The 11,490-nt window shown below is 31.8% G+C and carries 10 protein-coding genes; 6 read left to right on the top strand and 4 right to left on the bottom strand.

Annotated features, from left to right (window positions below; translation table 11 throughout):
* Positions 1-248 precede the first annotated feature (248 nt).
* The 4 genes from Q8S45_RS06795 to Q8S45_RS06780 all read left to right on the top strand — a co-directional run bounded on the left by Q8S45_RS06795 (position 249) and on the right by Q8S45_RS06780 (position 3,112).
* Entirely contained in the window at positions 249-746 is a 498-nt protein-coding gene (locus Q8S45_RS06795; protein ID WP_305602726.1) for a hypothetical protein, read from the top strand.
* Positions 682-1,332 carry a hypothetical protein gene (locus Q8S45_RS06790; RefSeq protein WP_305602724.1) on the top strand — a complete coding sequence of 217 codons (651 nt, stop codon included), beginning with the start codon at positions 682-684 and terminating at the stop codon, positions 1,330-1,332. Before Q8S45_RS06795 ends, Q8S45_RS06790 begins: the two co-directional genes overlap by 65 nt.
* 352 nt (positions 1,333-1,684) lie before the next feature.
* The gene (locus Q8S45_RS06785) at positions 1,685-2,005 is read left to right on the top strand and encodes a type II toxin-antitoxin system RelE/ParE family toxin (protein WP_305602721.1); all 321 of its coding nucleotides are present in this window, start codon (positions 1,685-1,687) and stop codon (positions 2,003-2,005) included.
* A 12-nt stretch (positions 2,006-2,017) separates the two neighbouring features.
* Complete coding sequence (locus Q8S45_RS06780; RefSeq protein ID WP_305602718.1) at positions 2,018-3,112, top strand: HigA family addiction module antitoxin; 1,095 nt, start codon at positions 2,018-2,020, stop codon at positions 3,110-3,112.
* Positions 3,113-3,263: 151 nt separating this feature from the next.
* On the opposite strand, the gene Q8S45_RS06775 is transcribed toward Q8S45_RS06780, so the two are convergent.
* The 4 genes from Q8S45_RS06775 to tnpA all read right to left on the bottom strand — a co-directional run bounded on the left by Q8S45_RS06775 (position 3,264) and on the right by tnpA (position 6,522).
* Positions 3,264-3,692, bottom strand: a complete 429-nt coding sequence (locus tag Q8S45_RS06775; RefSeq protein ID WP_305602716.1) for a DUF1801 domain-containing protein — start codon at positions 3,690-3,692, stop codon at positions 3,264-3,266.
* 33 nt (positions 3,693-3,725) lie between these two features.
* Positions 3,726-5,429, bottom strand: a complete 1,704-nt coding sequence (gene recJ, locus Q8S45_RS06770) for a single-stranded-DNA-specific exonuclease RecJ (RefSeq protein ID WP_305602713.1) — start codon at positions 5,427-5,429, stop codon at positions 3,726-3,728.
* 123 nt (positions 5,430-5,552) lie between these two features.
* Positions 5,553-5,972 carry an OsmC family protein gene (locus Q8S45_RS06765; RefSeq protein WP_305602710.1) on the bottom strand — a complete coding sequence of 140 codons (420 nt, stop codon included), beginning with the start codon at positions 5,970-5,972 and terminating at the stop codon, positions 5,553-5,555.
* Positions 5,973-6,078: 106 nt separating this feature from the next.
* Positions 6,079-6,522, bottom strand: a complete 444-nt coding sequence (gene tnpA / locus Q8S45_RS06760; protein WP_305602708.1) for an IS200/IS605 family transposase — start codon at positions 6,520-6,522, stop codon at positions 6,079-6,081.
* 138 nt (positions 6,523-6,660) lie between these two features.
* Between tnpA and Q8S45_RS06755 the strand changes: the two genes are divergently transcribed.
* Both Q8S45_RS06755 and Q8S45_RS06750 read left to right on the top strand, forming a co-directional pair.
* Complete coding sequence (locus Q8S45_RS06755) at positions 6,661-9,798, top strand: SusC/RagA family TonB-linked outer membrane protein (protein WP_305602705.1); 3,138 nt, start codon at positions 6,661-6,663, stop codon at positions 9,796-9,798.
* 12 nt (positions 9,799-9,810) lie between these two features.
* Complete coding sequence (locus tag Q8S45_RS06750) at positions 9,811-11,292, top strand: SusD/RagB family nutrient-binding outer membrane lipoprotein (protein WP_305602701.1); 1,482 nt, start codon at positions 9,811-9,813, stop codon at positions 11,290-11,292.
* Positions 11,293-11,490 lie beyond the last annotated feature (198 nt).

The following is an 11,490-nucleotide window of genomic DNA, read 5'->3' as shown; positions in this document are numbered from 1 at the left end:
ATTTAAACCCTTTTTAACACGTTCGATTTTTAATAATCTTGTGGTTAAAGTTTTTTTCAACATTCGGCAAATCGCTTCATTTACCTCCGCTTTTTTGCTATATTTGATAAAATAACCGGGGTTTTAAGACAAACTGACGTTATGGGCAAGTTTAAGAAACGACACAGCGGACAGACAATAATTTTTTTCATCCAAACAGATACTTAAAGTCGAGACCATATGCAAAACGACTATTTGAAAAGTATAAAATGAATGACCTTTACAAGTCAGACAGATTAAATGAACAAATGGGTGACTTTATCCAAATTTTCAATGACGAGCTTTCCAAGTATCCACAACCGTTGCGTAAAGGACTTATAGCAAAGCATATTGGAAACCAAGTTGATATAAGTAACCAAGAACTCTCGCTTTTTGTAGATAATCAACGTTTAAGACATCGTGGAAACAATATTTTTTATTTCCCATCCGGCATTTCAAGTTTATTTAAGCAGACAGATGTAAATGATATTGCAATTGGAAATATTAAATTCCCTTACACTACATTTTATCTCGCTTTCTTTGCACAAACCGAGTTTGACATTGGTTTTGAAGACAACATTGGTTATTATTTTGACGGTGCATATATTGACCATATAGACGACAAAGTTTTATCAATTCGTTTAACATCGGTTCGCCTTGACCGTGACTACAATACTGAAACCAATTGGTTTAAATATCCTGATACTGTTTTTTGGATTGGAGTTTGAGAACTCTGAAGAGAAACTTGTTCAAGCAGTTGACCGATTTATTGATGAGTTTAAAGCGGATTTCAAAAAATGGGAAGATACACCTAAGTCTGTTGAAATTGACGGAGAAAATATCCCAACAAATCCACTTAGCAACAATCATCCCGAAAGACAAAAGAGATTGAAACGAGTTGTAAGTAATGCTGATAAATTTAAAGATATAGCGAAGCTTATTTTCAACTCTATTTGCTATCTGACTTATGACGAAAAGGAAGTTACAACCTCTTACACTAACAATCCTCCAAAAACCTTAATTGACCGCTTAAAAAAAGCTAAAAAACCCAATGAGCGGGAAAAAGTTGAAGAGGAACTACAACGAAGTGGCTATACAAAAATCAAAATATGTGGACAAACAATTAGCAGTGAGTTCAATAGTGATACTACAAACACAGGTAAAGAACTTTCGGCACATTGGAGACGAGGACATTGGAGAAATCAAGCAGTTGGACAAGATAGACAAGAACGAAAATTAATTTGGATTAAGCCAACCCTTGTTCGTAAAAACAAAGGTGAACCACAGCAAGGACACATTTATACAGTAACTTAAACGATAATAAGATGGACATAAATTGCAAACTTAAAAGGGTTATGGCTATTTTGAGTGTCAAATCCTTAAAAAATCTACTAAAAATGGCTGGACTTACATTTTTAGTTCAATGGAGCAATTTTTCAAGGGCTGTAATGTGCGTGTTTTTATCAACGCAAAATGATGACTTCAAAAAAATAGCGGCTTAAAACACATTAATATGTTTTCTGTTCGAGATTTTAATATCTTTAACTTTTAAAAAATGAGTTTGTGCGCAGACTCCCATTAGCCACAATTAGACAAATAATACTTCACTTAATTAGTGAATTATTTAAATTTTATACATACATTTGCAGTATGAAAATAAATGCCTATGAAAATAATTTTCGAAGAAGAATATCTCTCAGAGCTTTATGAGAACGGTAAAGCAAAAAATAAAAAATATAGATTCCAAAAAAACGTTATTGAAAAATACGTTCAAACAATTGACAAATTAAGAGTTGCAACAAAAATTGAGGATTTATTTCCTATCAAGAGTTTAAATTATAAAAAATTAATAGGAATCAAAAAAGGATTAGAATCTGTTCGAGTAGATCAAAAATATCGAATAGAATTTAAGACAGCTATTGAAGGAGATGAACCTGATACAATAACAATTTGTTCAATTATTGAATTAAGCAATCATTACAAGTAAAATCGCAAACGTATGGCAACGAAAACCCAATTAATACCATTTGAAGCAACACACCCTGGAATATTAATTAAAGATGAGCTAGATGCTCGACCAGATATAAATCAAAAAGATTTATCTAAAGAATTAGGAGTTCTTCCTTCTTTCTTAAATGAAATAATAAAAGGGAAAAGACCTGTTACAGCCGATATTGCAATCTTATTAGAAAAGATTTTAGAAATTCCGGCTGATTATTGGATGAAATTTCAATCTCAATACGAAATTGATTTAGCTCGAATAAAAGAAAAAAACATTAAACGAATAAAAAATATTGAAATTTGGACAATCATAAAAGAATATGTTCCTGTTAAGTATTTTAAAAAATTTGGCTATTTAAAAGGTAATTTAGAGGACGACATTAAATCAATTAAATCAATTTATAATATAGACACAATTGATGGATTAATATCAACATTTGCCGATAATAAATTATCTTTTTATAGAAAATCAGAGAAATTAAAAATCGATGAAAAGAATATGTTTGCTTGGAGTGCTTTAGCAAAATACGAAGCTAAAACCCAAAAAGTTAACACATTTAATTTTGATAATATCAACCAACTTTGTTTAAAATTAAATAAAGTTTTTTATGAAAACGTCGACACTATTAATAAAGTAAAGAAAACTTTAAATCAATATGGAATAAAATTAGTTTTAATTCAAAAACTAGAAAAAACTCCGATTGACGGTTTTTCTTTTTGGTCTGAAAATAACCCTGTAATTGCACTTACATTGAGACATAGTCGAATTGATAATTTTGCATTTACTATTATGCACGAAATTGCACATATTGATTTACATCTTAGAGAAAATAAAGACAGAATGTTTTTAGAATTTACCAAAAAAGAAAAGATAGATAACTGCGAGAAAGAAGCTGATAATTTTGCTCAACAAAAACTTATATCACCTGAAATATGGGATGAAATTATTAAAAATCATTTGCCATTAAACGAAGATAAAATTATAGAGTTAGGAGATAAATTTATCATTAATCCTGCTATTTTACTTGGTAGAGTTTGCTTTGAAATGAATTTCTATGCTTTAAAAACAATCATAGACAAAAAAATGAAATAACTGTGGCTAACAAAGTTGTATATAAAAAATAGGCGAATTGGTAATAAAATTTAAGGCTTTTAGCTCGTATTAAATTTGTACTTAACCGAAAGTTTAGTGCTTCGAAATGCCAAACGTTTCATACACGTAACCGTAAGCCGTTTATTATTATTTAAATTCCCAATGTTGCTAAATGTTTTACTTTGTGGTATGTTAATGCTGTTTTTATACAAGATTTCAATTCATTCTTTGGAATATTGTCCTCTATTTTAAAAACAATTGCTCTCTTTCCTTCAAAGTTAAACGAATTATTAAAAATCATCTTGAAAGTCTCTATTAATCTGCTTGTGCATTTAAAGTACATTGCATATTGAGTGGGAGACTTTGATTTCCAATCCATTCTAATGGTACTTCCGCTTTTTGTCAAATAACTTGGTTCTCCCCATTTTAGCGTCTCTTCCAGATTTGTTATTCCATCAATTTCTCTAGCTGTCTCAATTACCAACTCTCTCATTGTCAACAATTTATTTCGAATAAAATCGGGATAGTTAGCGAAAACCAATTCAACTTCTGGATTTGTTTTTAATTTAAAATTTTTCATTGGTTATCAAATTTCACTCAACATTTAATAAAATTAAACACTTTCCACTTGTAAATCTTTTAATAACAATTGAATATTAGTATACCCATTCCAGTTATTTTCATCAATGCAAAAAGCGGCATTAAAGGCAGCCCCGCTTTTGGTTATTCCCATTTTATCGCCTAATTTAAAGCCAATGGCCGGATACGTTTTTTGATTTGTTCCTTCAAATAAATTAAGTTTTAAATGAAGTTCCTCTGCGCCAACTACTTTTCCATAACCGTTATCTCGCAAACCTGAAGCGCAAAATACAGGTTTCATGTTTTCAGGTCCACAAGGTTCAAACTGACTTAGAATTCTAAAAAATTTAGGTGTAATTTCATCTAAATTAATTTCGGCATCTATTACTATTTCTGGAGTTAACATTTCTTTTGTAATGCTTGCTTTAACCACCTCTTCAAACTTTTGTTTGAACAATTCGTAATTTTCAGGTTTAATGGTAAGTCCGGCTGCATACATATGTCCGCCAAATTGTTCAATAAATTCTGAACATTTTTCTATGGCATTATACACATCAAAGTTAGGAACTGATCTCGCCGAAGCGGCTAAAAAATCGCCACTTTTTGTAAATACCAAGGTGGGTCTAAAATAGGTTTCAATTAATCTAGAAGCCACAATACCAATAACACCTTTATGCCAAGTTTCAGTATAAACAACCGTTGAAAAGTTTTGTTCTTCATGATGGTCTTTAATTTGTTGAAGTGCTTCATTTGTAATGGATTTATCTAATAATTTTCTTTCATTGTTGTAATTTTCTATTTCTGAAGCGAATTTTACCGCTGTTTCAAAATCCAATTCTGTTAATAATTCAACAGCATAATTTCCATGTTTTATTCTTCCGGCAGCGTTAATTCTAGGCGCAATTATAAACACCACGTCTGTAATGGTAAATTCCGATTTTTTAACTTGATGAATCATTGCTTTTATTCCAGTTCTTGGATAAGAATTTATTACTTGCAACCCATAATAAGCCAAAATTCTATTTTCTCCAGTAATAGGAACAATATCTGCTGCAATGGCAGTTGCAACTAAATCTAAATAGGAGGTTAAATCACTTATATTTTGATTTCTTTCTTCAGCTAAAGCTTGAATAAGTTTGAACCCAACACCACAGCCACATAATTCTTTATATGGGTATTCACAATCGGCTCTTTTTGGATCTAAAACCGCAACAGCATTTGGAATTTCGTTTCCTGGCCTATGATGATCGCAAATAATAAAATCGATTCCTTTTTCTTTTGCATACTTCACCTTGTCAATGGCTTTTATACCACAGTCTAAAGCTACTATTAGTGAAATATTATTGTCAAAGGCAAAATCTATTCCTTGATAAGAAATACCATATCCTTCAGCATATCTATCTGGAATATAGGTTGCAACATTGGAATGAATTGTTTTTAAATAAGAAGAAAACATAGCAACTGAAGTGGTGCCATCAACATCATAATCGCCATAAACGAGTATATTTTCACCTGCTAAAATAGCTGTTTCTATGCGTTCAACCGCTTTATCCATATCCTTCATTAAATATGGATTGTGTAAATTTTTTAGATTTGGTCTAAAAAATGATTTGGCCTCATCAAAAGTGGTAATTCCGCGTTGAACTAGTAATTTAGCAATTGATAAATCTACATTTAGTTCGTTGGCTAAAAATAAGGAAGTTTCAGGATTTGGCTTTGGTTTTAGAGTCCAACGCATCGCATAGTTTTTTATCAAATGTAAGTAAAAATTTATTGAAATTTTTACTTATGACTACACAAAAAAAACAAATTTCAACATAAAGCTACATTGAAATTTGTTTTGACACCTATTTTAAATTAACTATTGTTGTATATAAATAATTTCGGTTGTTACTTCCGAAAATTTACGGAACATTTCCATAACACCACAATAACGTTCAACCGATAAATTAACTGCTTTTTCAATTTTATCTTTTTGAAACTCTTTGTCGTAAAATTTATAAATTACTTTTACTTTATAATAGAATTTTGGATGTTCTTCTGTTAGCTCTCCTTCTACATCTATTTTAAAATCGGTTACCTCAGCGCGCATTTTTTTTAATAATGAAGCAACATCCATAGCTGTACAACCTGCTAAAGACGTAAGCATCATTGCTTTTGGTCGCAAGCCAACTCCAGTTCCCCCCACTTCCTCTGATGCTTCAATTAATATGCTTCCTTCAGGTGCTACAGACTCAAAAAGCATTCCGCCTTTCCAACTAACTTCTATTTTATTCGTCATTTTGTGTTTTAATTAAAAGTGCAAATTTAAAAGAAATTAAAATGTTTTAAGTAACAATATTTACAATAATGAACTACCCCGAGACAGAGCCATCGGGGTATCAAAATTAGAACAGTTTTAGTTGACCTGAATGTAACATTTCATAATCTGATTTCCCTTGATTCTGTAAATACTTCCTTATAACATCCTCATTGGCATATTGTCCAACAGTATTAACATAGTAGCCACTTGTCCAAAATTTTCCACCCCAAAGCTGCTGTTTTACTTCAGGATGAAGCCTGAAAATTTCTTTCGATGTAATACTTTTCACTGCTCCAATAATTTTTTTCGGCGCATCATTAGGAACACCCTGTATCAAAAAATGTACGTGATTCCCATCAAGGCCTATTTCCAAAAAATTTATCTCATATCGTTGTTCTATCTGTAGACAAATCTCTTTGAAAGTCTTTGAAACAGATGCGGTCAAAACACTACGCCTATACTTTATCGGACATACAAAATGATACAGAAGCAAACTTTTATTATGACTCTTGTGGATATGCTCACTCATATCAACAAATATACATATCTTTACGAAACACCCGAGGCAGAGCCTCGGGGAATTCTATTGATTAAAGAAAAATATGTTTTTGAGTATTCTTGAAAAATAAAGTTATATTTACTCTAATTAATTTTAATAGCTATTTAAATGAGAAAAAAAATTATGATTTTTTTTATTTTATTGATTACCACAACATTTTCTTTTCTTTACGCCCAAAACTTAATGGTTAGCGGTAAAATTACAGATATTAGTGGTACTATTTTACCAGGGGTAAACATACAAATAAAAGGAACAAAAACAGGAACAGCATCTGATTTTGATGGGAAATATCAAATATCAGCAGCGCAAAAAGACATCTTAGTGTTTTCTTTTTTAGGGTTTCTTACTAAAGAAGTTGCAATTACAGGATCTACATTAAACGTATCTTTAACAGAAGATTCTAAACAATTAAATGAAGTGGTAATTACTGCTTTCGGAATTAAAAAGGAAACCAGAGAATTAGGCTATTCTGTTACACAAATCAAATCAGATGATTTAAATTTTACAGGACAAACAAATGCTGTTGAAGCACTTCAAGGTCGTGTAGCTGGTTTGCAAATTAATCGAACTTCTGGTTCCTCTGGAGGTGGGGTTGATATTTTAATTAGAGGTGTTACCTCTGTGAATCCTGAAAGAGACAATCAGCCTCTTATAATTATTGATGGTCTAGCTTTAAATAATGATACCTTCTCTGGAAATGTACTGCCAAGTATCGGTTCCAACTCTCCTAGTAGTTCAGAACAATTTTCTTTTACAAATAGAGCTTCTGATATTAACCCAGACGACATCGAAAGTTTTAATATTTTAAAAGGAGCAGCAGCAACTGCGTTATATGGTGTACGAGCTGCCAATGGTGCCATTATTATTACAACTAAAAAAGGAAAACAAGGAAAGGCAAAAATTGGGTTTTCGGCTTCAACTACCATTAGAGAAATAAAAACTACTCCTTCTTTACAAAAAACGTATCGTGAAGGATTTAGCGGAATTCCAAGAGCTTTATATGCTCCAGAAACAGAATCTGGATTTAACAGAGTATCAACAAGTGCTCCATTTTCTTCTTGGGGCCCAAAATATTCCGATAATTCTTACACCCTTACTAATGGTACTGTAATTGATTTATCGAATGATCTTTTTTATGATCCATACGAATTGTTCGCTACTGGTATAAACACCCAGGTTAATTTTAATATTAGTGGTGCATCTGAAAAAATAGACTATTTATTTTCTGTTGGGAATGAAAAAGAAGATGGTATTATGCCAAATACGTATTACGACAAATCATCCTTTAGATTTAAAGGTGGTTATACCATTTCTGATAAATTTAACGTAAACTCTTCAATTTCTTATACTAACTCTGGCGGAGCCAGAGCAAGTGGAGGTGATAAATCGGTTATGAGTTCACTTTCTTATTATTCTGCAACTTTTCCTATTAACGACTGGCAGAATGCCGATGGATCCCAAAGAAATTATTCTTTTGGAGTTATCGACAACCCAAGATATTTTCTTGAAAAAAGTAATTTAAAAGACGATGTAAATCGTTGGATTGGTAACGTTGTTTTAAATTGGAATCCAAAAGATTGGTTAGCAATTACTTACGCCGCACAGATTGATAATTTTTCTGATAAAAGAAATCGTTTTGTCCCACCAGATTTAGACACTGGTACACAAGTTGGTGGTTTTATTGTAAACGAAAACACTAATTTTTTAGGCTTAGAGTCTAATTTATTGGCTACTATTACAAAGGATTGGTCAACCGACTTTGGTACTTCATTAACTATAGGTCATCAGGTTTCTGACGCTAAAAATGATTACTCTTGGATTAGGGGTGAAACATTAAATGTACCCGGTATTAATGATTTAGCCAACACTATCAACACTTTTGCAGGTAATAGCATTAATCAACAAAGAAATATGGGTGTTTTTGGTGAATTAAAAATGGATTATAAAAATAAATTGTTTTTAACAATTACAGGAAGAAACGACTGGATGTCTACCCTTCCAGAAGAAAACAGATCTTTCTTTTATCCATCTATAAGTTTAGCATATGACATTAAAGATTTGTTTGATAAAGATAGTGATGTGTTTTCCTATGGAAAATTAAGAGCTTCTTGGGCTGAAGTAGGTAAAGGCCCTACTTTTGGTAAAATTGGACATTATTTTATTGTGGATGGTGATTTCCCGTTTGGTGGAGCTGGAGGATATAGATCTGGCACCGCTCTTGGAGATACTAACATTGTTCCTGAACGAAATCAATCGTATGAAATTGGTTCAGATTTTAGGTTTTTTAAAAACCGTGTTCGTTTAGATTATGCTTATTATAAAACTAGAGTTAAAGACCAAATTTTTGGAGTAGGAACCGCATATTCTTCAGGTTTATCTAACATTACAAGAAATGCTGGTGATTTTGAAACTTTTGGACACGAATTATTAATTAGTGGAGAAGTTCTTAAAAACAATAACTTTAAATGGGAAGTTTTTATGAACTGGTCTACCAGTGAAGGAAAAGTTTTAGACCTACCAGAAGATATTGAATCGGTAATTTTTGCAGATTCAGGTTTTGCAGGTGTAACTTCGGAAATTAGAGAAGGTGATAAAATGGGAACCTTATATGGCTATAAATGGCGTTATGAAAACGGACAGCGTTATATAGCAAGTAATGGTTTGCCTACTATTGATTTAACTAAAAAACAAATTGTAGGTAATGCTTTCCCTGAATTTGTAGCTTCGTTGGGTAATAATTTATCATACAAAAATTTAAGTTTTAATTTCTTAATAGAATGGAAAAAAGGTGGTGACCTTTACGATTCTGGAATAAGAAATGCGATTAGAAATGGTATTTTAGAAATTACTGAATTCAGAAATGAAAAAGCTGTTTTAGAAGGTGTAATGGATGATGGAAGCGGTGGGTTTGTAACCAATACAAAAGAAGGTTTAATTGATCAAAATTATTACAGAAATTCTAATCAATACAATAGAGCCTCAGAAATTCTAGTTCAAGATGCCTCTTGGATAAAACTTCGTTCTATTGGGCTAACTTATAATTTTTCAAAAACAGTTTTAGAAAAATTACGTATGGATAATTTATCTGTTTCTGCAAATGCGAATAATATTTTATTATGGACACCTTTTGAAGGATATGATCCTGAAGGGAATCAATACAGCGCTGGTAGCAATGTGTATGGTTTTACAGGTTTAAGTACTCCAATTAGCGAGAGTTTTTCGGTAGGTTTAAAAATGGGATTTTAAAAACAGAAAATGATGAAAAAATTTATAATAAAAATAATAATTATATCATTGCTAGTGGTTGGAATTACTGCTTGTAGCAATGAGTATTTTGATGTTAATACTCCTTCAGGTACGGCGCAACCAGATCAACTAAGAATGAATGATTTATTAGCGCCCGTAATTCACAGTAGTTTTGAAGGTCAATTATCAGCAGAATTAACATTTGGAAATTATGTGCAAAATTTTGTGAGCCAAGGTGGTGGTGCAGCAGGTGAAACTGAAGCGGCTGGACTGTGGTCTCAGGTATATTTATATATTTTACCTAACTTAAAAGTTATTAAGGAAAAAGCTGTGGTAAAAGGAGCCATACATTATGGTGCTGTAGCAGATATTTTAACAGCCATAAATATTGGGATTGCAACGGATACTTGGGACAATATTCCTTATTCTCAAGCTACGCAAGCACCTCAAAATCTGTTCCCAGCCTTTGATTCCCAAGAATTTATTTATACTGAAATTTTTAGATTGTTAGATGGTGCAATAATAGCATTGGAAAGTGTCGATAATTCAGGTATTAAAATAGGTAGAGAAGATTTAGTTTATAGAGGAGATAAAGCAAAATGGTTAAGAGCTGCTTATACTATTAAGGCTCGATATCAATTGCATTTAACTAAAATAAATGGGACAGCTGCTGCAACCAATGCTTTAGCTTCAATTGCTAAAGGGTTTACTTCAAATTCAGATGATTTTCAAATGTTTTATGATGCTAAAAAAATTAACCCTTGGTACTCAAGTGAAATATTAGCTAGAAACACAGGTAATTTTCATCGAGATATTGCAAGTCAGTTAGTTAGTTCTATGAACGGAGATTATTTTCCTTTTCAAAGTGGATTATTAGTAATTGATCCTAGATTACCGCGTTTTGCAACCAATAACGGTGCTGCAACATGGAAAGGATTTGTTAGTGGTAGTGGAAAAGCTCCAGATGGAACCGCAGCAAACACTTTCTTTGTTGAAAATGGTTATTACACAAGTATTAATTCACCATTAGTAATAATAAGTTATGCTGAAGCTATGTTTATAAAGGCTGAAGCTGCATTTATAGTTAATGGCGGAACTCCAACAAGTATTGGGTCTACAAGCACAGCTCAAACAGCATATATGAGTGGAATTGCGGCAAGTATGAGTAAATATGGAGTTAATGGTACAAATTACATGGCAGATGCTTCTGTTAATGTTGGTACAGCGGGATTGAAACTTGAACATATTATGAAAGAAAAATATATTCATAATTTCTTGAATCCTGAGGCATTTGTAGATTTTAGACGCTATAATTTTTCGAATCAAGTATTTAAAGGCTTAAAAATTAGAGAAGAATTGCTTACAGAAAGTAATGAATACAAAGGTTTGTGGTTTAGAAGAGCTAGCTACCCTTCAATCGAATTAAATAGAAACAGCACAAATGTATTGGCAAATCGTAAGGCCCCAACTGAATCTGTTTGGTGGGCTAGATAAAATGTGTTTCTTGTTAAACTAATTTATAGGGGTGTTAAAAGTAATTTTAATACCCCTTATTAATGCGAATTAAGGGTTAAAAATCACAAGAAAAAAGCAAAAAATTTATGATAAAAAGCAATAAAATATTTGCATAAAAGCCTGATAATCAGTATATTTATAGTGAATTTCAAACATTATAAAAAACATGATTAATCA

Source organism: Lutibacter sp., assembly GCF_030692605.1.
In the GTDB taxonomy this organism is placed as follows: Bacteria; Bacteroidota; Bacteroidia; order Flavobacteriales; family Flavobacteriaceae; genus Lutibacter.
Note: the sequence above shows the minus strand (reverse complement) of the source record. Positions and strands in the feature narration are given on the sequence as shown.

Coding starts and splice junctions, on each gene's coding strand:
- recJ (WP_305602713.1), bottom strand. CDS start 5,429: ATGCGTTGGACTCTAAAACCAAAGCCAAATCCTGAAACTTCCTTATTT.
- Q8S45_RS06785 (WP_305602721.1), top strand. CDS start 1,685: ATGAAAATAATTTTCGAAGAAGAATATCTCTCAGAGCTTTATGAGAAC.
- Q8S45_RS06755 (WP_305602705.1), top strand. CDS start 6,661: ATGAGAAAAAAAATTATGATTTTTTTTATTTTATTGATTACCACAACA.
- Q8S45_RS06765 (WP_305602710.1), bottom strand. CDS start 5,972: ATGACGAATAAAATAGAAGTTAGTTGGAAAGGCGGAATGCTTTTTGAG.
- tnpA (WP_305602708.1), bottom strand. CDS start 6,522: ATGAGTGAGCATATCCACAAGAGTCATAATAAAAGTTTGCTTCTGTAT.
- Q8S45_RS06750 (WP_305602701.1), top strand. CDS start 9,811: ATGAAAAAATTTATAATAAAAATAATAATTATATCATTGCTAGTGGTT.
- Q8S45_RS06780 (WP_305602718.1), top strand. CDS start 2,018: ATGGCAACGAAAACCCAATTAATACCATTTGAAGCAACACACCCTGGA.
- Q8S45_RS06795 (WP_305602726.1), top strand. CDS start 249: ATGAATGACCTTTACAAGTCAGACAGATTAAATGAACAAATGGGTGAC.
- Q8S45_RS06775 (WP_305602716.1), bottom strand. CDS start 3,692: ATGAAAAATTTTAAATTAAAAACAAATCCAGAAGTTGAATTGGTTTTC.